The organism is Streptomyces sp. NBC_00503 (genome assembly GCF_036346895.1).
In the GTDB taxonomy this organism is placed as follows: Bacteria; Actinomycetota; Actinomycetes; order Streptomycetales; family Streptomycetaceae; genus Streptomyces.
On record NZ_CP107855.1, the window covers coordinates 3,365,933 to 3,389,371 of the forward strand.

Consider the following 23,439-nt stretch of genomic DNA (forward strand, 5'->3'; position numbering starts at 1 on the left):
GGTCAGCTCTCCTGCTTCTGCGTGTTCTTGGCGTCGATCTCTGCGATGAGGCCCTCGATGAGGCCCTTGATCTCGTCGCGGATGGGGCGTACGGCCTCGACGCCCTGGCCGGCCGGGTCTTCGAGCTGCCAGTCGAGGTAGGTCTTGCCGGGGAAGTACGGGCAGGCGTCGCCGCAGCCCATGGTGATGATGTAGTCCGACGCCTGCGCGGCCTCGGGGGTCAGCACCTTCGGCTTCTGGTCGGAGATGTCGATGCCCAGCTCGGCCATGGCGGCGACGGCCGAGGGGTTGATCTGCTCGCCAGGTACGGAGCCGGCCGAGCGGACCTCGACCCGGTCGCCCGCGAGGTGACGCAGGAAGCCGGCGGCCATCTGCGAGCGGCCTGCATTGTGGATGCAGACGAACAACACGGACGCGAGCGGGGTGGAGGACATCGGTTCTTCCTTCATCGGCAGGGTCAGCAGGACCGTCCATCGCGCCCAATCGGCAACGACTCAGCACCGACTGGTATCAGCCCTGGATGATGTGACAGTATCAGTCCATGATGACGTCAGTCGACACTGATCTGCTCCGGGTTCTGGCCGATCCCCTCAGGCTTCAGATCGTGACCCTCCTTGCCCGGGAAACGCTCTGCACCACGCACCTGGTCGAGGAGACCGGTGCCAAGCAGACCAACCTCTCCAACCACCTGAAGGTGCTCAGAGAGGCCGGGGTCGTGGAAACCGAACCGTGCGGCCGCTTCATCTACTACAGACTCCGCCCGGAAGTCATCGAGGCCATCGCCGGTCAGTTCGCCGGCCTCGCGCAGGCCGCACGTGCCACTTCCGAAGCGAACATCAAGCGGTCCTGCCCATAGCCCGCTTGGTTCCCCCCTCACCTGCCCGAGGAGAACCTGCCTTGACCGCCACCGAGCACGTCGGCGCCGCACCCGCAGCGGATACCGCGATACCCGCCGACGCGCCCCAGCCCGCACCCGGCGCGAGCGCGCCCGCCATCCCGCTGGTAGCTCGCGCCGCCGCCGAACTCGTCGGAACGGCCGCGCTCGTCGCGATCGTCGTCGGGTCCGGCATCCAGGCGACGAAGCTCACCCAGGACGTGGCCCTGCAGCTGCTGGCCAACTCCACCGCCACCGTCTTCGGCCTCGGCGTCCTGATCGCCCTCCTCGGCCCGGTCTCCGGAGCCCACTTCAACCCGGTCGTCAGCCTCGCCGAGTGGTGGACCGGCCGACGCAGCGGCGCAGGCGTCACCGCCCGCGAGCTGGCCGTCTACGTCCCTTCGCAGATCGTCGGCGCCATCGCGGGTGCGGTCCTGGCCGACGCGATGTTCGGCGAGCCGCTGGTGAAGTGGGCCACCCACGACCGCTCCGCCGGGAACCTCCTGCTCAGCGAGGTCGTGGCCACCGCCGGCCTGATCATGCTGATCTTCGGCCTGGCGCGGACCGACCGGCTGCGCTTCGCACCCGTCGCCGTGGCCTCGTACATCGGCGCCGCGTACTGGTTCACCTCCTCCACCTCCTTCGCGAACCCTGCCGTGACCATCGGCCGCGCCTTCACGGACACCTTCGCGGGCATCGCCCCCGCCTCGGTGCCCGCCTTCGTCGGCGTGCAGCTCGTGGGAGCGGTCGTGGGCCTGGCCCTGGTCGCGGTCATCTTCATGCGCCCCGCGAGCAACAGCGGGCAGCCCTCCGCATGACACAGCACACGGATGCGGTGGTGATCGGAGGCGGCCAGTCCGGGCTCGCCGCCGGGTACCACCTGCGCCGTCTGGGCATCGAGCACGTCATCCTCGATGCCCAGGCGGCGCCCGGCGGGGCCTGGCAGCACACCTGGGACTCGCTGCACCTGTTCTCCCCGGCGGCGTACTCCTCACTTCCGGGCCGGTTCATGCCCGCCCAGGAGGGTGAGGTCTACCCGGACGCCGGGCACGTGGTCTCGTACCTCGCGGACTACGAGAAGCGGTACGAGCTCCCTGTGCAGCGGGGTGTGTGGGTCTCCGCCGTCCACCGTGACGGCGACTTCCTTCGTGTGGAGACCGACTCTGGCGACTGGCGGGCCCGTGCCGTCGTCAGCGCCACCGGGACGTGGACGCGCCCCTTCCTGCCGGCCGTCCCCGGACGGCGCGAATACGCGGGCCGCCAGCTCCACACCGTGCAGTACCGCAGCCCGGCCGAGTTCGCCGGGCAGCGCGTGATCGTGGTGGGCGGTGGGAACTCCGGAGCCCAGATCGCCGCCGACCTCGCCGGCACGGCAGACCTGACGTGGGTTACCCAGCGTCCGCCCCGCTACCTGCCCGACGACATCGACGGCCGGGCCCTCTTCGACGCCGCCACCGCCCGCCGCCAGGCGCTCGACGCCGGCCGCACCGACACCGGCGGCATCGCCTCCCTCGGCGACATCGTGGCCGTGCCCCCGGTCCGAGCAGCTCGTGATGCCGGGCTCCTGCCCGCGCGGCCGATGTTCAGCAGCCTCACGCCCGACGGCGTCGTGTGGCCGGACGGTACGAGCGCCCAGGCCGACGCGGTCATCTGGTGCACCGGCTTCCGCCCGGCCCTGGCCCACTTCGCTTCGCTGCGCCTGCGCGGCAGTCGCGGCCACGTCGCCACCGTCGGCACCCGAGCCGTCGACGAGCCCCGCCTGCACCTGCTCGGCTACGGCGACTGGACCGGCCCGGCCTCCGCCACCCTCATCGGCGTCGGCCGGCCCGCCCGCGACGCGGCCCGTGAGATCGCGGAGCTGCTGGGCCGCTGACGTACGGAACCGCAGAGGGTAGGGAACCCGACCAGTGTGCCGGTCGGGTTCCCTACCCTCTGCGGTTCCGTACGTGGTTCAGCTCTCGGTGGTGCAACAGGAGTCCGCGGGCTGCTGCTGCGGGTCGACGGTCTCGTCCTCTTCGATGATCTGGACGTCGCAGCAGTCGGAGGCGGGTGCGGTGTCGTTCTTGCCGAAGAGCTTGGCGAAGAGGCCAGTTTTGGTGCTCATGAGGTGTGTCTCCTTGGAGTGGTGCGGGGAATGAGGACTGGGGCGGTCAGGCGACCAGGGGGACGAGGAATCCGCCGGCCAGCGCGAGGGCGAAGATCGAAGTACCGAAGGTGGCCAGGAGCTTGGGCTTGAACAGCTTCGTCAGGAGGGTCATCTCGGGCGGGCTGATGGCGGCCGCGGCGATGACGAAGGCGAAGACGGCGCCGAGGTTCATGCCGCGTTCCATCAGGGCGAAGCCGATGGGCAGGGCGGTCTCGGCCCGCATGTAGAGCGGGATGGCGATCAGTGCGGCGACCGGGATGGCGTACCACTTCCCGTCTCCGGCAACGGCGGCCATGAGGTCGGTGGGCACGGCCCCATAAATGATCGCGCCGATCGATACGCCGATCACCATCGGCTTGATCATGGGCTTCAGCTCATTCAGGGCCTCGCGCCAGGCGCCGGGGAGTTCGGCGCGCAGGCCGCGCCAGGGCACGTACGCCTTCTCCCGGCCGCCCTCGATCCGAACGCGCTTGACCTGCGAGGCGAAGCCGAAGCGCTGCATGCCGTGCGCGATGAGCAGGGTGCCGACGGCGGCGACGGCGGTGAAGCTGACGGCCACCTTCCAGCCGAACAGGGCGCCGACGGCCACGAACACGAACGGGTCCAGGATCGGCGAGGCGATCAGGAAGGCCACAGCGGTGGAGAACGGCACTCCGGCGCGCAAGATGCCGGCCAGGACCGGGATCGTCGAGCACGAACAGAAAGGGGTGAGCGCGCCGAAGGTGGTGCCCTTGATCATGCCCTTCAGGTGGCTGCCGCCCAGCCACTGGGCGAGCTTCTCCGGGCCCGTCTTCCTCATCACCAGGGTGATGAGGAAGGTGATCGCGATGAAGAGCAGGACGAGTTCCCCGGCGATCACGCCGAACGTCTCGAGGACTTCAAGGACTTGGTTCACGGGTGGGGCACCTCACGGTCTTGCAGACATCGCTGCGCCGTCCCACCGGCGTGGACGCGCGCTGCCGGTCGGTGAGGGGAGTTCAGTCTTGGGGCTGTACGGGGAGGGGCCGGGCGGGACCCGCCCACCTCAGGTCACTGGCAGGACGCCGCACCCTCGGGGGCCTGGGCGGCGAGGCTGGCGAGGAGCTGGACCGGGCCGCCGAGCTCGGCGCAGCACAGGGAGTAGACGTTGCTGCGCCCGCGGGGCTTGGCACTGATCAGCTCCTGCTCACGCAGGGGGGCCAGGTGGTGGCTGACCAGGGTCTGGCTCAGCCCGGTGGCCTCCTGGAGCTCCTTGACCGTGCGCGGGCGCTCGGCGATCAGGAGCATCAGGGTCAGGCGGGTCTCGTCTCCCAGGGCGCGGAGCTTGGGGGCCAGGAGCCGGGCCCGGTCGCCTTCGGAAAGCAGGGCCGCCGGGGTGGTCACCGCGACCGGAAGAGTCGTTGTCATACCCACACATTAGCACCATCATCTGCGCTTATCAATAGTGGATGCTGTTGATAGGTGCGAGGGGTGTTGCTGTAGAGAGGTCGGCTGGCCGTACGCCTCCACGTTCCGCCTGGTCAGCGGCTGTCGGCCTGCGCACAGGGGAAGCAGCGCACGCTCCGGGCCGGCGTCTCGCTGGGCGGCGCGAGGAGGGGCCGCCTGCGGACTTCGTACGTGACGATCCGCGCGTGGTCGGCGCAGACGGCGGCGCCGCAGCCTCGGCAGACGCCGACGGCCGGGCTCGCAGCCCCTCGCGTGTGACAGTCGAGGCAGTGCATCAGCACACCTCGCCCGGGGTCGCCACCCGCTCCGCCGTGAACCGCTTGCGCCAGGCCAGGGACACGTAGACCAGGCCGATGAGAACCGGGACCTCGATGAGCGGGCCCACGACCCCGGAGAGGGCCTGGCCGCTGGTGACGCCGAAGGTGGCAATGGCGACCGCGATGGCCAGCTCGAAGTTGTTGCCGGCGGCGGTGAAGGCGAGCGTCGTGGTGCGGTCGTACGCGAGCCCGATGGCCTTGCCGAGGGCGAAGGTGCCGAACCACATCACCGCGAAGTACACGAGGAGCGGCAGTGCGATCCGGGCGACGTCCAGGGGCTGCGAGGTGATGGTCTTCCCCTGGAGGGCGAAGAGGATGACGATCGTGAAGAGCAGGCCATACAGGGCCCAGTGGCCGATCTTCGGCAGGAACTTCGCCTCGTACGCCTCGCGTCCGAGCTCCTTCTCGCCGATGCGGCGGGTGAGGAAGCCCGCGAGGAGCGGGACGCCGAGGAACACGATCACGTTCAGGGCGATGTGCCAGACCGGCACGTCCAGGCCCTGGCCGTCGCCGAGTCCGAGCCAGCGGGGCAGCAGGTCGAGGTAGAACCAGCCCAGCGCGCCGAAGGCGATGACCTGGAAGACGGAGTTCAGGGCGACCAGCACGGCTGCGGCTTCGCGGTCGCCGCAGGCGAGGTCGTTCCAGATGACGACCATGGCGATGCAGCGGGCCAGGCCGACGATGATCAGCCCGGTGCGGTACTCGGGCAGGTCCGGGAGGAAGATCCAGGCCAGCGCGAACATCAGCGCCGGACCGACGATCCAGTTGATGGCCAGCGAGGAGACCATCAGCTTCCGGTCGCCGGTGACCGCGTCGAGCTTGTCGTACCGGACCTTGGCCAGCACCGGGTACATCATGACCAGCAGCCCGATCCCGATGGGCAGCGAGATCCCGCCGACCTCGACCTTGGCGAGGGCGTCGTTCAAGCCGGGGACCAGCCGGCCGAGCCCCAGGCCGACACCCATGGCGAGCAGGATCCACACGGCCAGGAAACGGTCCAGGGTGGACAGCTTCCTCACGATCGAGGAACCCTCGACTTCCGGCAGCCGCGCGGTGGGGCCGGGTTCGGTCGCGGTCATAAAGGGACTCACTTTCGGTTCGTGCACGTGAAGGTGGAGAGCAGCGTGGACAGGGCGCGCGCCGCACCGCCGACGAGGCTCCGTCGGCGACGGCAGCCGCACGGCCGCAAACAGAACCGATCACATCAGCGCGGGCTGAAGTCAGCTCGAACTGACACTCTCACATCAGGCTAGCCTGATGCCACTCAAGGCTGACATCAGCACCGAATGGCCCAGCGCGCGAACCGCGCGTCACCTGCGACGGTCGCCGCTGGAGCGGCGGATTCCGTCGCTTCCTCCCAACCTTGAGTCGGGCGCGGCCAGTGGGTCTGTGGGTGTGGATGAAAATGCGGTGCCACCCTTGCGCTCGGATGGTGCCGGGCCGCTACCTTCCTGGAGCGACGGGACGGGCGCGCGAGCAATCGGGCCCGCGCCTCGTGTACGGGGAGAGGGCGTGATCGAAGCGACGCAGGACAAGGGGCCGGTACACGCCGCACGGCTGCGCTCGGCGCCGCTGGTCTTCGGGGCCGGCGCCCTGGTGGGCGTGCTGGGCGGGATGATCGGTCTGGGCGGCGCCGAGTTCCGGCTGCCGCTGCTGATCGGGGTCTTCGGCTTCGCGGCGCTGTCGGCGGTCATCCTGAACAAGGCGATGAGCCTGGTCGTCGTGGTCACCGCACTACCCGCCCGACTGGCCACAGTCTCCTTCGGTGAGCTCGGCAGCCATTGGGCGATCGCGGTCAACCTGCTCGCCGGAAGCCTGCTCGGCGCCTGGGCGGGAGCCTCGTGGGCCGTGCGGATGAAGTCCGCCACCCTCTACAAGGTCCTCGCGATCCTCATGGTCGCCATGGCCGCCACTCTCGTCGCCACGCACACCACCGCCGTCGGGTCGCTCGACCTGCCCGCCCCGGTGCAGCTCGTGGCCGGCGTCGTCGCCGGATTCGGGATCGGCGTGGTCGCAGCGATCATGGGTGTCGCGGGCGGCGAGCTGCTGATCCCGACGATCGTGCTGCTGTACGGGGCGGACATCAAGCTGGCGGGAAGCCTGTCCCTGCTGGTGTCCCTGCCCACCATGCTCGTCGCCTTCGCCCGCTACAGCCGCGACGGCAGCTTCGCCGTCCTAGGCGCCAACGTCCGCTTCGCCGCACTCATGGCGGGCGGCTCGATCGCCGGGGCACTCCTCGGTGGACTCCTCCTCGGCGTGATCCCCGACCTGGTACTCATTCCCGCCCTCGCGGCCATCCTGCTGATCTCAGCGGTCAAGGTCGCCCGCCACGTCTGACCACAGTTTGACCGCCGCGGAGGGTCTTGCGCTGGTCAGGGCTGCCGGAGGATCGTGCAGATGTCCCCTGCCGGGCAGGACTCCGGATCCGTCTCGGCCGCCCTGCGGCCCAGGTCGGTCAGCAAGGCACGGGTCTTGCGGAGTTCCGCCATGCGCTGCTCGATCTGGTCGAGGTGCGTGCTGATGAGCCGGGCGACGTGCCCGCAAGGGGCCTCGCCGCTATCGCGCAGTTCCAGGACCGAGCGGATCTCGGCGAGCGTGAGACCGGCGCCCTGAGCGTCGCGGATGAACGCCAGCCGGTTCACGGCCTCCGGCGCGTAGTCGCGGTACCCGGCTGCCGTACGGGGCGGGGCGGACAGGAGTCCGGCCTGCTCGTAGAAGCGGATGGTCTTGGCCGTCACATAGCCGGCCGCCGCGAGGTCACCGATGCGCATGCCCCTCACGCTACGCCTTGACCTTCCAGCGCACTGGAAGGTTTACGGTCGGGCGACAAACCACGAATGGGGAGCACAGCAGAAATGCGGATCACCATCCTGACGGTGCCGGAGTGCCCGAACGTAGCCGTGGTCCGGGAGCGGATCACCGCCGCGCTCGGCGGCCGGAGCACCGAGGTGGAGGTAGTCGAAGTACGCGCGCAGGGAGAGGCTGCCCGCTGGGGCATGACCGGCTCGCCGACCGTGCTGGTCGACGGGGCGGACCCGTTCGCGGTGGCCGGTGCTCCGCCGAGCGTGTCCTGCCGCCTCTACCGGGACGCAGACGGCCGGGTGGACGGGGCGCCGAGCGTGGAGGACCTGCGCCAGGTGTTGTCCGGAGCGGTTCTCGCCCGGGAGACCGCCGGGGACCAGGAGTGCTGCGAGACGGACTTGCTCGATCCGATCGGGCATGCTGGCCGGGGCCGACGGGCCCCGGCCGAGCGCGGTCTGCGCACTGTCCATCAGGCGGTGCTGCGGCACTTCGCCGCCGAAGGTGCGGCGCCGGAGGCGTCGGTACTGGAGGCCGTCGCCGCCCTCGCCGGCCGGACCGCCGCCGACGTACTGGCCGAACTGGACCGCGAGGACTTCCTGACCCTCGACGGGACCGGGCGGATCCGGGCGGCGTACCCGTTCTCCACGGTCCAGACCCGGCACCGTGTGCGGCTGCTTGGAGGAGTCGAGGTGTGGTCCATGTGTGCCGTCGACGCCCTGGGCATCTCCGCCATGCTGGGAGGTCAGGACGTACGGATTTCCTCCTCGGACCCGGTCAACAGCGAGCCGGTCAAGGTCACCTTCACCGGCGGCACCGCCCGATGGGAGCCGGCGGACTCCATTGTGTTCATCGGCCGCCGCGCTGGCGAGGGCCCTGCCGCCACGGTGTGCTGCGACACGCTGAACTTCTTCACCGGACACGCCTCGGCCGAGCAGTGGCGGCAAGAGCACCCCGAGGTACGCGGCCAGGCCGTCGGCCAAGACCGGGCCGTCCAGATCGCCGAGCAGACCTTCGGCCCACTCCTCCATGACGATTGAAGCGCCCGGCGCCAGTGAGAGACAGCCGTGGAGCGGGCATCATCAAAGCCCGGGGCGGAGCCCCGGCCCCCGACCGAGAGCCGGTAGGCCATGGTGAAACCGACCCCGATGGACCGGCAGGCCGCGTACGACGACTACGAGCGCGCCCGCCGGACCTTCCACCGCCTCCTCGACACGGCGTCGGCGGACGACCTCTCCAGGCCCTCCAGCGACACCAAATGGACCAACGAACAGCTGCTGTGGCACATGCTCTTCGGCTACATGGTCGTCCGAGCGTTGCTCGTCCTGGTGCGCGTCTTCGGTCGGCTCCCCCGCAAGGTCGGCAAGGGGTTCGCGCGGGCGCTGAACGCGGGCACCGCACCCTTCGACCTGATCAACTACCTGGGTCCGTGCGGGGCGGTGAAGGTCTACGGGCCTCGGCGCATGGGCGCCGCATTCGACCGGGTCACCGACTCCCTGCTCCACCAACTCGCGGCGGAGTCAGAAGCGGACCTCACACGCGGCATGCACTACCCCGTCCGGTGGGACCCCTTCTTCAAGGACTACATGACCCTCGCGGACATCTACGGCTACCCGACCCGGCACTTCGACTTCCACCACCGCCAGCTCACCCTGAACGGCGAGCTCAAGTAATCTGCGGGCTCCGACGCTCGAGCAGGACCACGTCGCGCCACACGCCGTGGTGGCGGCCGATGCGCTCACGGGTGCCGATGACACGGAAACCGGTCCGCTGGTGCAGGGCCAAGCTCGCGGTGTTCTCGGGGAAGATGCCGGACTGGATCGTCCAGATGCCCGCCGCCTCCGTCGAGGCGATCAGCGCGTCCAGCAGCGCGCGGGCGACTCCGTGGCCCCGGGCGCCGGGGTGGACGTACACGGAGTGCTCGACCACGCCCGCGTACGCGCAGCGGTCGGAGACCTTCGACGCCGCCACCCAGCCGAGAACCTGCCCGTCAGGGCCGATCGCCCCGAAGCGGTGCTCGGCCAGCCTCGCCGCGTCGAACTCCGCCCAGCTGGGGGCCTTGGCCTCGAAGGTGGCGTTCCCCTCGTCGATCCCGGCTTGGTAGATCGCCAGGACTCCATCCGCGTGCGCCCAGGTCAGAGGCTCGATGCGCAGGTTCACGCCCCACCGGCCCGCGTCAGGAGAGCGCCCATGGCGGCGAGAACGACGGGCTCCACCCGATAGAAGACCCAGGTGCCGCGCCGCTCGGAGGAGAGCAGGCCGGCGTCCTTCAGCTTCTTCAGGTGGTGGGAGACGGTCGGCTGGGAGACGCCCACGTCGGAGATGTCGCACACGCAGGCCTCCCCGCCCTCATGCGAGGCCACCAGGGAGAAGAGCCGCAGGCGGACAGGATCGCCCAGCGCCTTGAACATCACCGCACTCCGCTCGGCCTCGTCGGCCGTCAGTGGGCGTTCGGTAAGGGGCGGGCAGCAGGGGGCCACGGCCTCCGGCTCCAGCAGTGGCAGCAGCTTCGCAGTGGACATGCATCCATCATCCGATGGGATTCGACGAATGTCTATGTTGACGAATGTCGATCCAGGGTCCACCCTGGTGGCATCGAGACATCGACGTCTATCGAATCAACTGGGGAGCCTGCCGTGACCACACCCACCGAAGCCCTGCCCGTCATCGTGATCGGCGCCGGCCCCGCCGGCCTCGCCGCGGCTTCCCACCTGGTCGAGCGCGACATCGAGCCCCTGGTCCTTGAGGCGGGGCCCGCCGCCGGCAGCGCGGTACGCGAGTGGGGTCACGTACGACTCTTCTCCACCTGGTCCGAGCTCGTCGACCCGGCCGCCGAGAAGCTCCTGGTGCCCACCGGCTGGACCGCCCCCGACAGCGCGACCTACCCCTCCGGCGCGGACTGGGCCGAGCGGTACCTCCAGCCGCTCGCAGACCTTCTGGGTGACAAGGTCCGCTACGGCGCCCAGGTCACCGGCGTCTCCCGCCTCGGCCGCGACCGCATCGTCGACGCCGACCGCGAGGCCCAGCCCTTCACCGTCAGCATCCTGAACGCCGACGGCACCGAGGAGCGTCTCACCGCCCGCGCCGTCATCGACGCCTCCGGTACGTGGTCCACGCCCAGCCCGATCGGCGGCGACGGCCTGCCCGCCCTCGGCGAAAAGGCCGCAGCCGACCGGATCTCGTACCGGATCCCCAATCTCAAGGACCCGGCCGTCCGCGCCCGCTACGCAGGCAAGCGCACCGCCGTCATCGGCTCCGGCGCCTCTGCCTTCACCGCGCTCGCATACCTGGCGGAACTCTCCAAGGAGGAGTCCGGCACCCACACGGTGTGGATCCTGCGACGCGGTATCAGCGGCTCGACCTTCGGCGGCGGCAGCGCCGACCAGCTCCCCGCGCGCGGCGCCCTCGGCCTCGCCGCCAAGGCCGCCGTCGACAACGGCCACGCCAACGCGGTCACCGGATTCCGTACCGACGCCGTCGAGCGCCACGACGATCAGCTGGTCCTGGTCGCCGAGGACGGCCGCCGCCTGGACCCGGTCGACGAGGTCATCGTCCTCACCGGCCTGCGCCCCGACCTCTCCTTCGTGAACGAGCTGCGCCTCGGACTCGACGAGCGCCTCCAGGCCCCCGTCGACCTCGCCCCGCTGATCGACCCGAACCAGCACTCCTGCGGCACCGTCTACCCCCACGGCGTGAAGGAGCTCTCCCACCCGGAGAAGGGCATCTACCTGGTGGGCATGAAGTCCTACGGCCGCGCCCCGACCTTCCTCGCCATGACCGGTTACGAGCAGGTCCGCTCCATCGCCGCCCACCTCGCAGGCGACCACGAGGCCGCAGAACGCGTCGAACTCACCCTCCCCGAGACCGGAGTCTGCGGCGGCGCCGGCCTCTTCGACCAGCCCGCAGCCGCCGAGGCGAGCGGTGGCGGCTGCTGCGCAGCCCCCGCCACGCTCACGATCGGCGCCCCGGCCTCCTCCGGCGGCTGCTGACCTCCGTGAGACACACCCAGGCCGACGCGGCCGCGACCGGGACGGGGGTCCGGTCGCGGCCGCGCGCCGTCCTGCCCGCCCTCTGCGCCACGCAGATCACCAGCTGGGGCATCGTCTACTACGCCTTCCCCGTCCTGCTCCCGCGCCTGACCGCCGAAACCGGCTGGTCCACCAACGCGGCAACGGGCGCGTTCTCCCTCGCGCTCCTGGTCTCGGCCGTAGCCGGAATCCCCATCGGCCGGATCCTCGACCACCGAGGGCCGCGCGCGGTAATGACCGCCGGCTCCGCACTGGGCACGCTCGCACTCCTCGTCATCGCGACCGCCCCCAACCTGGCCGTCTTCACCCTGGGATGGGTCCTCGCGGGCCTGACCATGGCCGCCACCTTCTATCCACCAGCCTTCGCCGCCCTCACCCGCTGGTGGGGCCCCGACCGCATCCGCGCCCTGACCGTCGTCACCCTCGCGGGCGGACTGGCCTCCACCGTCTTCGCACCTCTCACGGCAGCCATCGCGGAGCACCTGAGCTGGCGGGCCACGTACGCCGTCCTCGCCGTGATCCTGGCCGCCGTCACCATCCCCGCACACGCCCTGGCCCTGCGCGCTCCCTGGCCGGCTGCCCCACCGCCACCGCCCTCCTCGGACCGCACAACATCCATCCCGCGAAGCCGCCCCTTCCTCCTGCTGGCCACGGCCTTCACGCTCTCCGGATTCGCCATGTACGCGGTCGTCATGGGCTTGATCCCGCTCCTCACCGAACGCGGCGCCACTGCGACGCAAGCCGCTTGGGCCCTGGGCCTCGGCGGGGCAGGCCAGACCCTCGGCCGCACGCTCTACTCGGCCCTCGCCACCCGAACCTCGGTCACGACCCGCACTGCCGTCCTCATCGCCCTCGGCGGCGCGACGACGGCATCACTGGCCTTCACCCCAGGCCCTATGCCACTCCTGATCGCCCTCGCGATCCTCGCCGGAGTCATCCGCGGCAACCTCACACTCCTGCAGGCCACCGCGGTCACCGACCGTTGGGGCACCACGCACTACGGCCGCCTCTCAGGACTTCTCGGCGCACCCGCCCACATCGCCGCAGCCCTCGCCCCCTGGGCCGGAGCCGCCTTTGCCGGCCAACTCGGCGGCCACACCGCTCTCTTCGCGGCCCTCGCATGCATCTCGATCCTCGCGATGCTCCTCGCCGTGGCTTCAGCGGCGAAACCGCACCCGGTCAGTGGTGCCCATCCGGGGTGAGCGTGATCCAGCCGTCCGGGATCCAGCCTTCGAGGTAGCCCTCCAGGAACGGCTCGAGCTCGGGGATTCCGAGGTGCGCCACTTCCCCGAGCGCCTGGCGCCACGGAAGCCACAACTGCGATGGCCAGCGGCCCCCTTCGACGTGAACCGTGAACAGCCGCGCGTTGCGCCGTACGCCGCCGCCGGACGGCACAACGTCCAGCCGGGCCACCGTCCCACCGAAGCGGAAAGCCGAGCCGGCAGCGAGCCGACAGGCAGCCGCCCTGTACGACTCGCCCGGCGCGCACGCCCTCAGGGGGAGACTCATCAGCCCCGGCGAGTACTGGACGAGGCCCAGCCGGTGAAACTCGTCGAAGCACACGAGGTACACCTCACGTCGCACCTTTGGTGCATACATAGCCACAAGAAAAAGAATGGCCCGTCGGGAGCGCGACGCACTCCGGGCGGACCGAACGGGTGGGTAGCCTGCAAACTCAGGACTCGGGCGGCGTCGGCGGCAACGCCGCCGGCCCGGGCCAGACCTGGAACCCGAAGGACGCTTCCAACCGGGCGAGCGTGCCCGAGTCCGGCATGACCCTGCCGTTGAGCACCCTGCTGATCGTCGAATGCGTCAGGCCCGTCGCCGCCGCGAGGCTGCGTAGCGTATGCCCGGTAGAGGACATGGCCCGCGCGAGGTTCCGGGAGAGGGACTGGCCGTAGTAGGCACTGACCGGCGCATCGGGAGCGAGAGCGGCATTGGGCCAAGCGCCGTCCACGACGTAGTCGCGCGGCTGCTTGTCGTTGCTGCTCCGGGGCATGCCGAGATCATCCCACGTACCCATGGGGCCGACCCTTCCCTCGTCTCGGATCCCGTCGCGGAGACCTCTCGCATGTTGCAAGTAAGGACCAGAGTAGAGGTCCATTCCCTGCCCGTCCGGCACATTCCAAGGTTCAGGAGCACTCCGTGTCGGCGAGCGGCGCCACCGCCGTGGCCCGCACGCGCCACTCGCTACTACGCGCGCCCGATGCGGCACTCCGGCAAGCGTTCTCACATGTACCGAGACCATAGACATCGAGCAAGCCATAAGAGTCTTGGCTCGCAACATGACCCACGCGCAACGGAGTTGCGCCCAAACTCCAGAGAATCGGCTCGCTCGCATCTCTGCGTTTCCCTGCGGCGCGCGCGAAGGCTCGCTAGCTTGTGGGTGGATCATCAGAGGGGAGCGGAGCATGACCACAACAGGTGCGGGGTCCGCGCACCCTCTCGTTGAACACCTGCGGGAGATCCAGGCCGGGGAGCACGCCAAATGGGTCATCGCGACCGGCGTGTTGGCTGAGGTGCGACAAGAGATGGTCGACCTCCAGCGTCGCTTCGAAGAAGCGGAGCGAGCTCTCTTGTCGGCCGACGTACGACTGTCGGCCGTGAGCGACACCGTTCGCCAGGCCGAGGAGTTCTTGGGAGTGGAGCAGCCCTCGCATCCGACGGCCGATCCAGGTGAACACCCGAATCCTGCGGGCCCGCAGAGCTCCGGCTCCAACGTCGACACGGAGCCGAAGTCCCTCACGGAGCTGGTCCTCGAAGCGCTCGCGGACGGCCTCGATACGCCGACCTCCAAGATCGTCGCCCATGCTCAGCTGGAGCGTCCGGACGCGACACCTCGGCAGATCACCAACTGCGCCAGCCATCTGCGAGCCAGGGGGAAGGTCCTCATTGTCGGCCGCGGGGTCTACCGGCTGGCCATCAAGGAGCCGCGCACGTAGAGATCACCATCTCCCACACAGAAAAAGGCGCCGCCCGGGTGGCTAGACCCTGGCGACGCCGTGACACGTCAGCTGAGGGCCCACGCGCCGCCTCCAGGCTAGGTCATGGAGTAGCGGCCCGCCCGGCCCTCGGGAATTTTGTGCATTCAGCACTCGATCACCAATGAGGGCCCACGCCATGCCATCGGACGCATTCATGCACCACTGGCCTCTACGGGTCAGCAGCAGCTGGCCGCTCCAGCACTCCCACGGGGGTGTTCGATGAGTGCCGCGAACAAAGTCCGGAACATCATGCCCACCGGCGGAATGACCACCCTGCGGCAGCTGAAGGTGGTCGACGCGGTCGCCGAACTGGGCGGCGACGACCGGCTGGCCATCCCGGTTGCAGAGATCGCCGACAAGGTGGGGCTCAGCCCCCACAACGTCTCCTCCTCGCAGGGCTTTCTTCGTCAGGCCGGCTTGCTGGAGACTCACCACGGATCCCTTTCCATCACCACTGCCGGCTTTCGGCTGACGCGGCTCCGGACGGAGGACTCCGCCCGCGCTCGCCTCTTCCTGCATGACCACTGGCAGTCCACCTGGTTCACCAAGGCGGCCAAGCGTCTCCTGCGACAAGGACCGCGACAGAGGATCACACTCGCCGAAGAGCTCAGCCAAGGGCTACCGGCAACGGCGCCCGAACGCGGGCTCTACCTCGTGGACTGGCTCGACTACGCCCTGATCGTCCACGTGGACGAGGACGGAATGGCCCACCTCCCGGGCTCCATCCCCACACCCCCACCCCCCGCCGCTCCGGCATCAGGCCTGTTCCTCAGCTCGGTCGAAGCGACCATGGCGCTGCCCGATGACACCTTCGTGGCAGCCATGCAGGCGTACGGGACCCTCGTGAGCTCGCTCCGAGGGCCGGCGGCCCGCACCTAGTCAGGCTGGCTCGCCCCACCACGCCGAATGACGCCCCGGGCCGTCCCGCCCGGGGTCTCTTCGGCGCGTCCTCATCCATTCGCCCACGCCGGGTTGCAGCGGAGATCACAGATGCCCACCGTGATGGTGCAAGTACGGAACACAATGAATCATTCGAATCTTCCCAGTCAGAGGGTCGGGGGAGGGGTCGAACTGCTCTCCCCGACCCTCCGGAGGACCGTCATCATGGGAAGCGACCTGTCTCTCATCCATGCCATCGACCTCGTCATCGACGCGTGGCGGGAGATGACAGCCCTCGATGAGATGTCCGAGCAGACCTTCGACAAGTTCGGTCTCCTCATCAAGAGGTTCAGGCGGAACGCCACTGCACGAGGCGTACTGCTCATCTCGGACGTCACCGAGGTCATCGCCGAGGACTTCGTCAACGCCAAGGGCCGGAGCCGCCACGGCCACGTCTCGGACTCGGCGGTATCTACCCGCCGGGGCCGCCTAAGCGTCTTGCGGACCGCCTTCCGCACACTGCACGAGCTCGGGCTGAGCGACCAGGATCCGACGCGCCACATCGTCCTGCCCGCCCGCACCTACGAAGGTTCCCGCCCTCTCACCGAAGACGAGGCCGTGCTGCTGCGCCACCACGCCGCATACGCGGCCCGGCCGACCCGGCACGCAGCCGCGGCCGCCCTCGCCCTGGCCGGCGGGCACAGCGGCGAGATCGGGCACAGCGTCGTGGCCGACCTCGACCTGCCGCGCAGCCGCGTCTGGATGCACGGAGCGCGCAAATACGACCCCCGCTGGTGCCGGCTGGACGCCTGGAGCCGCCATGTACTGGCCGATCGAGCGCGCGACGTCCTCGCTCAGCACCCGGACAAGAGCACCGCGCGCCTCGCGGTGTCCAGCACCCCGGCATCCGATCCGGCCCTGCAGTCGCGATCGTGCGTCGCGCTCCGCGACCTGATCCGCAGGATCGGCCTCGGCGGAGAACCAGATGTCACCCCGGCTTCCGTCACCACCCGTGCCGCCGTCGAGACCTTCGAAGTGACCGGTCGCATCGAGGAATCCGCCCGACGGCTCGGGATCCGATCCCTGGACAGGGCCGCCTCCATCGTCGGCTACGACTGGCAGACCGACCCCGCCTTCACCGACGGGGGTCCGGCCCGTGCCTGACGACGTCTTCGGAACCCCCAAGCCCCAGTCCGAACGCCCGAACCGCAAACGCCAGCTCACCGACCAAGACCAGCGCAGCACCACCGAGCGCGTTCGCGACTGCCTCGACTACCCGCTGCTCTACGAGATGGCGGAACTCCTGCCGCCGCCGAACGTCGTCGGCTGCCCCCGTGAGTACCCGGGCATCGTCTACCTGATCATGGCTGCCCTCACCCCGGTGACGAAGTCCAAGCGCTCCACCACGGGGCTCCTGGCGTCTCCCCAGGACTGGCGCAGCGTACGGGCGAGCATCCGCCGCCACCTGGGCCGCAGGGCAGCGGCAGCCCTGCCCCTCACCGCGCCCTCCCGCGGGCAGTACCAGGACGCCCTGAACAACCTCCTCGTACCGGCCGCCGACGCACTCGAGGAGGCATTCCGCGGGTACGCCGCCCAGCAAGCCCTGAGCCAGGGCCTGTTCCCCTCTGACGCACCCAAGGTGTGGAGCAGGCCGGAGCGCCGGCAGCTCCTGGTCGGTGACGCCACCGTCCCCAAGGCGCCCTCCAAAGCACGCGCCGAAGAGATCGCGGACGAGGACACCGGTCTGATGCGAAACCACCGCGTCGACCCGGCCGCCCGCATCTACTACGAGAACGGAGAGAAGGAGAAGAAGCGAGTACGCGGCACCAAGTGGTTCTTCGCCTCCGGACGCGACACCGGCTACTGGACCCGTGTCATCCTCAGCTTCGCCCACGTCGCCGGCGGTGAGTACGAAGACGAAGCAGCCGTTGCTGTACGACAGTTCCACATGTTGAAGGACGCGCTGCCCCACTGCATGGGCGTCGTCTACGACGGAGCCTTCCGCGGCGTCCACCGTGACGCCCTCGCCCGGACCGGCCTACTGGCCATCAACAAGCAGCATGGATCCGTCGCCCCCGTCTTCTACGAGCGCATCACCCCCTGCCGAAGCGGCCACGAGCTCTGGTGCGACCAAGGCCGCATCGCCGAAAGCATCCGCATCGACGACGGCACCCGCATCCTCGAACCCCTCCCCATCATCAAGCTCGAGCACCGCGCCGGAGCCGCCAAGAGCCGCTGGTACCACGTCCTCAAGATCCCCTGCCGGCACGGCGACCACGACTACCGCGTCCCCGTCGGCATCACCACCACCCCCGCCGACAGGACCCTTCGCTCCGTCGACAGCGGCAAGCGCATCAAGAGCGACAGCGAGCGCGGCTTCCACCGAGCCGAATACCTTCAGCAGATCCCCGAAGCCAGCCTCACCCACCAACTCCTCTACCCCTACCGCGCCGACTCCGAGTCCGTACACAGCCAGTTCGATCAGAGCCTCTGGAACCGCCGCATGATCGCCTACGGAGTGGAACGCCAGAAGATCTTCGTCCTCGGCTTCGCCCTCTCCCAGAACGCCACCAGCCACCAGATCCACCTCGCGGCGGCTCGCAGCAACGCCCAACAGGTCCTTCACATCGCCTGACACCCCTCGACCTCACGACGGCCGCGCCCACCCCAGGGCGCGGCCGTCGCTCCGTTAACGCCCCCCTCCGGGGCAAGCGGAACAGAACGGACGCTCCAGCGGTCCACGCACACCCAAGCAGCGGCCCCGGCCACCCCACCCGCCACCCGAGACGCTCAGAAACCCCAGGTCACGACCACGCCTTCACCTCAGCCTCGGCCCCGCGGCAATCCATGCGACCACTCCCAGCACGATCCGCTAGGCTGTCAGCGGTCAGACGGCTCCCCAGCGTGTGCCCGGGAAAGTGTCCGCGAGGGCATCTCCACCGGGGTGTGCGCACGCCACCTGACCGGCATGTTTGTCGAGGCAGCTCGCGCGATCCCACTGGGGTTTCCGGCAAGGTTTTCGACAAGCCCCAGCCTTCGTAGCTCAGGGGATAGAGCACCGCTCTCCTAAAGCGGGTGTCGCAGGTTCGAATCCTGCCGAGGGCACAGCACGCAAGTCGCTGACCTGGTATTTCTTCCCAGGAAGGCGCTCTATTCGGCCCCGGACTCCGCGTCCGGGGCCGTTTGCGTGAGCGGGCGAACCCGAGCTGTCCGCCACGGCCCTCCGAGGCCTCGCAGTGCAGTGCGTCGACCTCGGCTACCGGGCCGAGGCCGTACGGCTCGGCGAAGCCTGCGTGGAATGCGGCCGCAACCTCGACAACCCGCGCGCCTCGTCCGCCCCGAACGGTCGCCTTGGGGGCTCAGCGGCGGGCGAGCTGCCGCTCGCCGCCCGCACCGGGCCGATAGGTGAGGCCGTAGTGCTGGAAGATGCCCGCCCCTTCCTCGGCGGGCAAGACGTCGTCCGTACCGATCGAAGGGCTTTTCTTCACCAGCGCCTTGTCGTAGTCGACCTTGACGTATCCCGGCCCGACGATCGCGCCGCCCAGCGGAACGAAGACCAGCCGGTGCCGGGTGGGCAGCCCCACCAGCACGGTGGCCATGGCCGGCTCGTCCGTGCTGGTGTCCACGTAGACGGCCTCCAGTGCGCCGATCCTGTGCCCACCCGAGTCGACCACGTCGTGGGCACGCCACTCGCGAATGTCCGCTGCCTGGATCATCCTCAGGTCCCTTCGCACGATCACAGCCCGGCCGGTGCACCTCCTAGCCTGCCCCCGTCCGACGGGGGGAACCAGCTCGGCACACCCCGGCAGCGCCCCGCCCGTCACACCGGTTCTGTGCGCCTGCTCCGGAGGGGACTGCCGCCAGAGGGTTGGACAGCAGTCATCCCGGGGCGGTGTGACCTCAGCATGACCCGCGTCGCAGGGCACCTGCGTGCCCCCTCTCAGGAATGCCCAGGCCAGCCCGAGGGTCTTTCGTGCACCACTTGCACAGCCCGCCTACTGAGGGAGTCCGTCCGGGCATCCGCTCGGACGGCGGCCGGCTGGAGGGTCCTGGTCCACGGGGAAGAGGGTCAGGGTGCCGGTGATCTCCAGGAGGCGCTGGAGCTGGGGGTCGGGGGCGGCCAGGCGGATGACGGTGCCGGTCTCTTGCGCTGCGCGCCGTGCGGCGAGGAGTGCGTTGAGCGCGGAGGAGTCGCAGAAGGTGAGACCGGTGCAGTCGACCACCACCGCCTTGACCGGTGAGGCATGGGCGAGGGCTTCGGCCATGGCGAACCGCAGGGAGGGGGCCGTCTCGATGTCGATCTCGCCGGTCGGCCGGACCGCCACCGTATGGTCCAGGACCTCCACGGCGATGTCGTCGGCGCCGGCTTCCTGGGGAAAGCGTTCGACCATCGTGGATCACTCCTTCGATCTACAGGCGTGGCCCCGAAGCGTGTTGGTCAGCCGCCTGTTCGGGGGAACGGGTCACGTGCTGCGCTGGTCGTGGGTGTCCTGGCGGAGCTGGTCGGTGTGGCGGGTCAGGGCATCGATGCGTTCGACGAGGTCGGCGTCTTCGGGGCGCAGGTGGGGCCGGGTGTCGGTCAGGGGGCGGACGAGGCGGGCGGCGTCGTTCTCGGCGAGGGCGAGGTTCAGGTCGCCGACCGCGCTCTCGGCGCCGGCGGGGAGACCGGTGAGGGAGGTGACCTGGCCGGCGAGCCGTCGCAAGTCGGCCGCGTTGTCGCGGGCCCAGGCGGTCACAGTGCGGTCGGCGGCGCGGGTGTCACGGGTGGCCTGGACACGCTGGTCGCCGGTGCTCCCAGCGGTGCCGGGGCGCAGGCGCAGGTAGCGGCGTTCGGCGGCCTGGCGGCTGGCGACCCCCAGGGGTCCTGCGAGATCGGCCCAGCTCGCTCCGTGCCCGCGGGCGGTTTCGATCAGTCCGCTCTCCCAGCCTGCGAGCTGTTCACGGACCTCGCGCAGCGTCAGCAGTGCGGCCAGAGCCGGGTGGGGGCCCGAGTCCGGCGGGGGCGTCGCTTCGGCCGTTGGCCTTCTGGCGGAGGGTTGTTGCGCGTCCTTGACTGCCTGATTGATGGCCTCCAGGGCCTCGGCGGCGGCCAGGAAGGTAATTGGTGCGGTCGGGTCGGCGGTCTCGTTCATGACACTCTCCGTCGCTCTGTCATCCTCCAGATGACTCACTGCTTGTCATCGTTTCGATGACATGTTACAACGGGAGCACGTTGAAGCGCATTGGCAGTTTCTGCCTGAACCAACTGGAGGTGTTTCGCGATGTTGATGCGCACTGACCCGTTCCGCGAGATGGACCGGATCGTCCAGCAGCTGTCGGGTAGCTCGGGTACGTGGTCGAAGCCGTCGGTCATGCCGATGGACGCCTACCGGCAGGGCGACGAGTACGTGATCGCCTTCGACCTCCCCGGCGTGAACTCGGACGCGATCGACATCGACGTCGAGCGGAACATGCTGACCGTGAAGGCCGAGCGCCGGCCCGCGGAGAAGTCCGACGGTGTGCAGATGGAGCTCTCCGAGCGGCCCCTCGGCGTGTTCTCCCGCCAGATCATGCTGGCCGACACCCTGGACACCGAGCGCATCGAGGCCGACTACGACGCGGGTGTCCTGACCCTGCGGATCCCGATCGCCGAGCGCGCGAAGCCCCGCAAGATCAGCATCGGCGGCGAGTCCGGCCGCAAGCAGATCTCCGGCTGAACCCACCCGCATCAGCCGGCAGCGGAGGGCGGGAAGAGCCGATCCCCCTCCGGCACCCGCCCTCCGCCCCCCTTCGCCCCTCACCCCTTCTCGGAGGTGTCGTGATGTCGATGCGCAGGGAGTCGTTCCTGGCCCACGTCCAGGAACGCGGCAAGTACGAAACCACTGAAGAAGCCGATCGCGTTGCCCGCGTCGTCCTGGCTCTGCTGGGCGCCCATCTGGCCGGCAGCGTGCGCGGCGAGCTGGCGGCCCGGCTGCCGGAGACCTACGCACTGATCCTCCTCAACCCCCTCCAGGCCACCGAGCCCCTCTCGCCCGAACGGTTCGTCCGCGCGACAGCGGCCTGGATCGAGGGCGCCACCGAGAAAACGGCCCTGTGGGACATCGGCGCCGTCCTGTCCACCGCGGCCGCAGCCGCGGGCGACGTCCTCACCCGGGAAGTCCTACTCCAGCTCCCGCCCGGCTACGACCTCCTCTTCGGCCACCCCCAGCCCACCTGAGCGAAGTCGGCCGTAGACCCCAACCATCGAAGAGAAAGGCAACCGCAGTCATGTACGACCAGCCTCGACCGAACCCGGCCCCGCCCGCCATGACGTTCGAGCAGATGCTGGAACGCGTGCGCTACGAGGGTGCGTACCCCACCCGCGAACGCGCCGAGGAAGCCGTCCGCACCGTCTTGACGGCCCTCGGCAGGCAAGTCACCGGAGACGAACGCCTCGACCTCGCACAGCACCTGCCCGTCGAGGCCGCCCTCACCCTGACCGCCCAGATCTCCGACACCGAACAGCTCACCGGTTGGGACTTCGTCAAGGACCTGGCCACCCGCACCGGCGGCACGCCCGCCACCGCACGTTGGGACACCGGCGCCGTACTCTCCGTCGTCACCCGCCTTGCGGGGCCCGACCTCCTCGCCCGCATCCTGCGCCGGCTCCCCGACGGCTACGCCCTCCTCTTCGGTCAGGCGGAACTGCGCCAGCCCCAGCCCGCAGCCTGATCCGGCGCTCCGTTACAGCGGTGAGGGCCCGACCCCATGCACCGGTCGGGCCCTCTCGCCCAGGCGGGCGGAATCCGTCAGCACCTCCGACACCCGTTCTCTCCACACGGCTTCGGGGGCGAGCCGGCCGGTGATGACAGCACCGCCGGTGACCACGGTCAGGGACATCTGGTTGCTCTGCCCGGACTCCACCAGGGCGGCGACGTTCACGAGCAGCTCGTCAGGCTTCGACATGGAAGTCAATTCCATTCTTCACTGCGCCCCGGCGGGCAAAGCCTGCGGTCTACGCGGAACCTACGCGCCCGCGCCGGGGCGGCCACTGTCGGTCGTCCGAACCGCTAGCGCCGCCGGGTTGGCCGAGCCCCTCCCGAGGCACGTTCGTTGCCGTACAGGGCTTCGTCACCGCGAGGACCGCCCCGGCGGTCCGCCACGTCGGAGCCTGTCCCCAACACGTCTCCAACCAGCCGACTTCGCTGCCGCCCCCTGCAGCCGGTGGCGAACAACCAAAAAACGCTGCGGTCGGGGTGAATCAATATCTGTCACCGCGACCTAAGGATTTTACGGATCCCGCGGGGAGAGTTTCTACCGCAACACGGCGGCCGGAAATATTCAACGCACACAGCACGCTGCAGCGTGCTACTGTCGATCTCGGTTGCAGTTTTGGTACCCAAGAACTTCAAGCACCTCCAGACCGGAATTCATTCCACTGGAAGCGCTTTGTATTTCCCGGTCGTTTACCGGGCGGGGCATCATCGCGGCGACACGGCGTCCGCACAGTGCAGTCGCCGATGTATTGCCCCAAAGGAGATATGACATGGCTGCTGGTACCGTGAAGTGGTTCAACGCGGAAAAGGGCTTCGGCTTCATCGAGCAGGAGGGTGGCGGTCCTGACGTGTTCGCCCACTACTCGAACATCGCCGCCCAGGGCTTCCGCGAGCTGAACGAGGGCCAGAAGGTCACCTTCGACATCGCGCAGGGCCAGAAGGGCCCGACGGCCGAGAACATCGTTCCCGCCTGACGCTGACACGCGTTCTGCAGCTGGGGCCCGCATCCCTCGGGGTGCGGGCCCCAGCTGTACGCATTTCCCGCGGTGGGTTCACCCGCGGTAGTGAGCATTGAGACACTCGGCCGAGCGCTCTCTCGGAGCTGCACCCGAGTCAATTATTTTGGCTGCCGCGCCTACATGGCGCCATCTTATTCCAGCGACTGAGCGCGTACAGACTTTCTGTCCGCCAGATCTGCTTTCGCATTCCATTCGGCCCGTTCTCGCAATTCCCTGCGCCGCTCTTACGCTGCG

Annotated in this window: 30 protein-coding genes, 1 tRNA gene and 1 pseudogene; 17 read left to right on the top strand and 15 right to left on the bottom strand. The window is 69.4% G+C overall.

Annotated features, from left to right (window positions below):
- Positions 1–2: 2 nt before the first annotated feature.
- The gene (locus OG490_RS15600) at positions 3–434 is read right to left on the bottom strand and encodes an arsenate reductase ArsC (protein WP_330296897.1); all 432 of its coding nucleotides are present in this window, start codon (positions 432–434) and stop codon (positions 3–5) included.
- A 107-nt stretch (positions 435–541) separates the two neighbouring features.
- Between OG490_RS15600 and OG490_RS15605 the strand changes: the two genes are divergently transcribed.
- The 3 genes from OG490_RS15605 to OG490_RS15615 are packed head-to-tail and all read left to right on the top strand — an operon-like array spanning position 542 to position 2,747.
- On the top strand, positions 542–856 hold the full coding sequence (locus OG490_RS15605; protein WP_330296898.1) for an ArsR/SmtB family transcription factor: 315 nt from the start codon (positions 542–544) through the stop codon (positions 854–856).
- A 41-nt stretch (positions 857–897) separates the two neighbouring features.
- Complete coding sequence (locus OG490_RS15610) at positions 898–1,692, top strand: MIP/aquaporin family protein (protein WP_330296899.1); 795 nt, start codon at positions 898–900, stop codon at positions 1,690–1,692.
- Positions 1,689–2,747 carry an ArsO family NAD(P)H-dependent flavin-containing monooxygenase gene (locus tag OG490_RS15615; protein WP_330296900.1) on the top strand — a complete coding sequence of 353 codons (1,059 nt, stop codon included), beginning with the start codon at positions 1,689–1,691 and terminating at the stop codon, positions 2,745–2,747. The genes OG490_RS15610 and OG490_RS15615 overlap by 4 nt, the downstream gene beginning before the upstream one ends.
- Positions 2,748–2,825: 78 nt before the next feature.
- Here the strand turns inward: OG490_RS15615 and OG490_RS15620 are convergent, their stop codons facing one another.
- The 5 genes from OG490_RS15620 to arsB all read right to left on the bottom strand — a co-directional run bounded on the left by OG490_RS15620 (position 2,826) and on the right by arsB (position 5,841).
- Positions 2,826–2,978, bottom strand: a complete 153-nt coding sequence (locus OG490_RS15620; RefSeq protein WP_330296901.1) for a hypothetical protein — start codon at positions 2,976–2,978, stop codon at positions 2,826–2,828.
- Between the two features lie 46 nt (positions 2,979–3,024).
- A complete protein-coding gene (locus tag OG490_RS15625; protein ID WP_330296902.1) occupies positions 3,025–3,915 on the bottom strand; it encodes a permease in 891 nt (296 codons plus the stop codon).
- Between the two features lie 134 nt (positions 3,916–4,049).
- On the bottom strand, positions 4,050–4,406 hold the full coding sequence (locus OG490_RS15630; RefSeq protein WP_330296903.1) for an ArsR/SmtB family transcription factor: 357 nt from the start codon (positions 4,404–4,406) through the stop codon (positions 4,050–4,052).
- A 113-nt stretch (positions 4,407–4,519) separates the two neighbouring features.
- Positions 4,520–4,720: a DUF2180 family protein gene (locus OG490_RS39190; RefSeq protein WP_443065820.1), complete on the bottom strand. Its 201-nt coding sequence runs from the start codon at positions 4,718–4,720 to the stop codon at positions 4,520–4,522.
- Positions 4,720–5,841: an ACR3 family arsenite efflux transporter gene (gene arsB, locus OG490_RS15635; protein ID WP_330296904.1), complete on the bottom strand. Its 1,122-nt coding sequence runs from the start codon at positions 5,839–5,841 to the stop codon at positions 4,720–4,722. Before arsB ends, OG490_RS39190 begins: the two co-directional genes overlap by 1 nt.
- Positions 5,842–6,274: 433 nt before the next feature.
- On the opposite strand from arsB, the gene OG490_RS15640 reads away from it, so the two are divergent.
- The gene (locus OG490_RS15640) at positions 6,275–7,099 is read left to right on the top strand and encodes a sulfite exporter TauE/SafE family protein (RefSeq protein ID WP_330296905.1); all 825 of its coding nucleotides are present in this window, start codon (positions 6,275–6,277) and stop codon (positions 7,097–7,099) included.
- Positions 7,100–7,134: 35 nt separating this feature from the next.
- On the opposite strand, the gene OG490_RS15645 is transcribed toward OG490_RS15640, so the two are convergent.
- A complete protein-coding gene (locus OG490_RS15645; RefSeq protein WP_330296906.1) occupies positions 7,135–7,533 on the bottom strand; it encodes a heavy metal-responsive transcriptional regulator in 399 nt (132 codons plus the stop codon).
- Between the two features lie 84 nt (positions 7,534–7,617).
- Here OG490_RS15645 and OG490_RS15650 point away from each other — a divergent pair, with 84 nt between their 5' ends.
- Together OG490_RS15650 and OG490_RS15655 are read left to right on the top strand one after the other, a co-directional pair.
- On the top strand, positions 7,618–8,601 hold the full coding sequence (locus OG490_RS15650; protein ID WP_330296907.1) for an alkylmercury lyase family protein: 984 nt from the start codon (positions 7,618–7,620) through the stop codon (positions 8,599–8,601).
- A 90-nt stretch (positions 8,602–8,691) separates the two neighbouring features.
- A complete protein-coding gene (locus OG490_RS15655) occupies positions 8,692–9,234 on the top strand; it encodes a DinB family protein (RefSeq protein ID WP_330296908.1) in 543 nt (180 codons plus the stop codon).
- On the opposite strand, the gene OG490_RS15660 is transcribed toward OG490_RS15655, so the two are convergent.
- Together OG490_RS15660 and OG490_RS15665 are read right to left on the bottom strand one after the other, a co-directional pair.
- Positions 9,227–9,721, bottom strand: a complete 495-nt coding sequence (locus tag OG490_RS15660; protein ID WP_330296909.1) for a GNAT family N-acetyltransferase — start codon at positions 9,719–9,721, stop codon at positions 9,227–9,229. The two genes, OG490_RS15655 and OG490_RS15660, sit on opposite strands and share 8 nt — an antisense overlap.
- Positions 9,718–10,083: an ArsR/SmtB family transcription factor gene (locus OG490_RS15665; protein ID WP_330296910.1), complete on the bottom strand. Its 366-nt coding sequence runs from the start codon at positions 10,081–10,083 to the stop codon at positions 9,718–9,720. Before OG490_RS15665 ends, OG490_RS15660 begins: the two co-directional genes overlap by 4 nt.
- Positions 10,084–10,197: 114 nt before the next feature.
- On the opposite strand from OG490_RS15665, the gene OG490_RS15670 reads away from it, so the two are divergent.
- The gene (locus OG490_RS15670; protein WP_330296911.1) at positions 10,198–11,550 is read left to right on the top strand and encodes an NAD(P)-binding domain-containing protein; all 1,353 of its coding nucleotides are present in this window, start codon (positions 10,198–10,200) and stop codon (positions 11,548–11,550) included.
- A gap of 5 nt (positions 11,551–11,555) precedes the next feature.
- A complete protein-coding gene (locus OG490_RS15675; protein WP_330296912.1) occupies positions 11,556–12,791 on the top strand; it encodes an MFS transporter in 1,236 nt (411 codons plus the stop codon).
- On the opposite strand, the gene OG490_RS15680 is transcribed toward OG490_RS15675, so the two are convergent.
- Positions 12,769–13,152 carry a hypothetical protein gene (locus tag OG490_RS15680; RefSeq protein ID WP_330296913.1) on the bottom strand — a complete coding sequence of 128 codons (384 nt, stop codon included), beginning with the start codon at positions 13,150–13,152 and terminating at the stop codon, positions 12,769–12,771. The two genes, OG490_RS15675 and OG490_RS15680, sit on opposite strands and share 23 nt — an antisense overlap.
- A 112-nt stretch (positions 13,153–13,264) precedes the next feature.
- Positions 13,265–13,612, bottom strand: coding sequence for a helix-turn-helix domain-containing protein (locus OG490_RS15685; protein WP_330296914.1), 348 nt, complete (start codon positions 13,610–13,612; stop codon positions 13,265–13,267).
- Between the two features lie 388 nt (positions 13,613–14,000).
- Between OG490_RS15685 and OG490_RS15690 the strand changes: the two genes are divergently transcribed.
- The 5 genes from OG490_RS15690 (at position 14,001) to OG490_RS15710 (ending at position 18,557) form a co-directional block, all read left to right on the top strand.
- Entirely contained in the window at positions 14,001–14,531 is a 531-nt protein-coding gene (locus OG490_RS15690; RefSeq protein WP_330296915.1) for a hypothetical protein, read from the top strand.
- 291 nt (positions 14,532–14,822) lie between these two features.
- Entirely contained in the window at positions 14,823–15,452 is a 630-nt protein-coding gene (locus tag OG490_RS15695; protein WP_330296916.1) for a hypothetical protein, read from the top strand.
- 225 nt (positions 15,453–15,677) lie between these two features.
- Entirely contained in the window at positions 15,678–16,616 is a 939-nt protein-coding gene (locus OG490_RS15700) for a hypothetical protein (RefSeq protein ID WP_330296917.1), read from the top strand.
- Positions 16,609–18,087, top strand: coding sequence for a hypothetical protein (locus OG490_RS15705; protein ID WP_330296918.1), 1,479 nt, complete (start codon positions 16,609–16,611; stop codon positions 18,085–18,087). Before OG490_RS15700 ends, OG490_RS15705 begins: the two co-directional genes overlap by 8 nt.
- Before the next feature lie 397 nt (positions 18,088–18,484).
- Positions 18,485–18,557: transfer RNA gene (locus tag OG490_RS15710), tRNA-Arg, on the top strand.
- A 254-nt stretch (positions 18,558–18,811) separates the two neighbouring features.
- On the opposite strand, the gene OG490_RS15720 is transcribed toward OG490_RS15710, so the two are convergent.
- From OG490_RS15720 to OG490_RS15730, 3 genes are all read right to left on the bottom strand, one after another.
- Positions 18,812–19,168 (bottom strand): PRC-barrel domain-containing protein, encoded by a 357-nt coding sequence (locus OG490_RS15720; protein WP_330296919.1) that lies wholly within the window; start codon positions 19,166–19,168, stop codon positions 18,812–18,814.
- A 279-nt stretch (positions 19,169–19,447) separates the two neighbouring features.
- A complete protein-coding gene (locus OG490_RS15725) occupies positions 19,448–19,843 on the bottom strand; it encodes an STAS domain-containing protein (RefSeq protein WP_330296920.1) in 396 nt (131 codons plus the stop codon).
- A 72-nt stretch (positions 19,844–19,915) separates the two neighbouring features.
- On the bottom strand, positions 19,916–20,584 hold the full coding sequence (locus tag OG490_RS15730; protein WP_330296921.1) for an HSP18 transcriptional regulator: 669 nt from the start codon (positions 20,582–20,584) through the stop codon (positions 19,916–19,918).
- 129 nt (positions 20,585–20,713) lie between these two features.
- Between OG490_RS15730 and OG490_RS15735 the strand changes: the two genes are divergently transcribed.
- The 3 genes from OG490_RS15735 to OG490_RS15745 all read left to right on the top strand — a co-directional run bounded on the left by OG490_RS15735 (position 20,714) and on the right by OG490_RS15745 (position 22,142).
- Positions 20,714–21,148, top strand: a complete 435-nt coding sequence (locus OG490_RS15735) for an Hsp20/alpha crystallin family protein (RefSeq protein ID WP_330296922.1) — start codon at positions 20,714–20,716, stop codon at positions 21,146–21,148.
- Positions 21,149–21,252: 104 nt separating this feature from the next.
- A complete protein-coding gene (locus OG490_RS15740) occupies positions 21,253–21,648 on the top strand; it encodes a DUF2267 domain-containing protein (RefSeq protein ID WP_330296923.1) in 396 nt (131 codons plus the stop codon).
- A 50-nt stretch (positions 21,649–21,698) separates the two neighbouring features.
- A complete protein-coding gene (locus tag OG490_RS15745; RefSeq protein WP_330296924.1) occupies positions 21,699–22,142 on the top strand; it encodes a DUF2267 domain-containing protein in 444 nt (147 codons plus the stop codon).
- A gap of 48 nt (positions 22,143–22,190) precedes the next feature.
- Here OG490_RS15745 and OG490_RS15750 read toward each other — a convergent pair.
- Positions 22,191–22,376 (bottom strand): annotated as a pseudogene (locus tag OG490_RS15750) (hypothetical protein); the annotation flags it as partial.
- A gap of 580 nt (positions 22,377–22,956) precedes the next feature.
- Between OG490_RS15750 and OG490_RS15755 the strand changes: the two are divergent.
- Positions 22,957–23,160 (top strand): cold-shock protein, encoded by a 204-nt coding sequence (locus OG490_RS15755; RefSeq protein ID WP_267751671.1) that lies wholly within the window; start codon positions 22,957–22,959, stop codon positions 23,158–23,160.
- Positions 23,161–23,439 lie beyond the last annotated feature (279 nt).

Excerpts from the sequence above, each read along its gene's own strand:
- OG490_RS15600 (WP_330296897.1), bottom strand. The coding sequence starts at position 434 with ATGTCCTCCACCCCGCTCGCGTCCGTGTTGTTCGTCTGCATCCACAAT.
- OG490_RS15605 (WP_330296898.1), top strand. The coding sequence starts at position 542 with ATGATGACGTCAGTCGACACTGATCTGCTCCGGGTTCTGGCCGATCCC.
- OG490_RS15615 (WP_330296900.1), top strand. The coding sequence starts at position 1,689 with ATGACACAGCACACGGATGCGGTGGTGATCGGAGGCGGCCAGTCCGGG.
- OG490_RS15620 (WP_330296901.1), bottom strand. The coding sequence starts at position 2,978 with ATGAGCACCAAAACTGGCCTCTTCGCCAAGCTCTTCGGCAAGAACGAC.
- OG490_RS15630 (WP_330296903.1), bottom strand. The coding sequence starts at position 4,406 with ATGACAACGACTCTTCCGGTCGCGGTGACCACCCCGGCGGCCCTGCTT.
- OG490_RS39190 (WP_443065820.1), bottom strand. The coding sequence starts at position 4,720 with ATGCACTGCCTCGACTGTCACACGCGAGGGGCTGCGAGCCCGGCCGTC.
- arsB (WP_330296904.1), bottom strand. The coding sequence starts at position 5,841 with ATGACCGCGACCGAACCCGGCCCCACCGCGCGGCTGCCGGAAGTCGAG.
- OG490_RS15645 (WP_330296906.1), bottom strand. The coding sequence starts at position 7,533 with ATGCGCATCGGTGACCTCGCGGCGGCCGGCTATGTGACGGCCAAGACC.
- OG490_RS15650 (WP_330296907.1), top strand. The coding sequence starts at position 7,618 with ATGCGGATCACCATCCTGACGGTGCCGGAGTGCCCGAACGTAGCCGTG.
- OG490_RS15655 (WP_330296908.1), top strand. The coding sequence starts at position 8,692 with ATGGTGAAACCGACCCCGATGGACCGGCAGGCCGCGTACGACGACTAC.
- OG490_RS15665 (WP_330296910.1), bottom strand. The coding sequence starts at position 10,083 with ATGTCCACTGCGAAGCTGCTGCCACTGCTGGAGCCGGAGGCCGTGGCC.
- OG490_RS15685 (WP_330296914.1), bottom strand. The coding sequence starts at position 13,612 with ATGGGTACGTGGGATGATCTCGGCATGCCCCGGAGCAGCAACGACAAG.
- OG490_RS15690 (WP_330296915.1), top strand. The coding sequence starts at position 14,001 with ATGACCACAACAGGTGCGGGGTCCGCGCACCCTCTCGTTGAACACCTG.
- OG490_RS15695 (WP_330296916.1), top strand. The coding sequence starts at position 14,823 with ATGCCCACCGGCGGAATGACCACCCTGCGGCAGCTGAAGGTGGTCGAC.
- OG490_RS15700 (WP_330296917.1), top strand. The coding sequence starts at position 15,678 with ATGGGAAGCGACCTGTCTCTCATCCATGCCATCGACCTCGTCATCGAC.
- OG490_RS15720 (WP_330296919.1), bottom strand. The coding sequence starts at position 19,168 with ATGATCCAGGCAGCGGACATTCGCGAGTGGCGTGCCCACGACGTGGTC.
- OG490_RS15725 (WP_330296920.1), bottom strand. The coding sequence starts at position 19,843 with ATGGTCGAACGCTTTCCCCAGGAAGCCGGCGCCGACGACATCGCCGTG.
- OG490_RS15730 (WP_330296921.1), bottom strand. The coding sequence starts at position 20,584 with ATGAACGAGACCGCCGACCCGACCGCACCAATTACCTTCCTGGCCGCC.
- OG490_RS15735 (WP_330296922.1), top strand. The coding sequence starts at position 20,714 with ATGTTGATGCGCACTGACCCGTTCCGCGAGATGGACCGGATCGTCCAG.
- OG490_RS15740 (WP_330296923.1), top strand. The coding sequence starts at position 21,253 with ATGTCGATGCGCAGGGAGTCGTTCCTGGCCCACGTCCAGGAACGCGGC.
- OG490_RS15745 (WP_330296924.1), top strand. The coding sequence starts at position 21,699 with ATGTACGACCAGCCTCGACCGAACCCGGCCCCGCCCGCCATGACGTTC.
- OG490_RS15755 (WP_267751671.1), top strand. The coding sequence starts at position 22,957 with ATGGCTGCTGGTACCGTGAAGTGGTTCAACGCGGAAAAGGGCTTCGGC.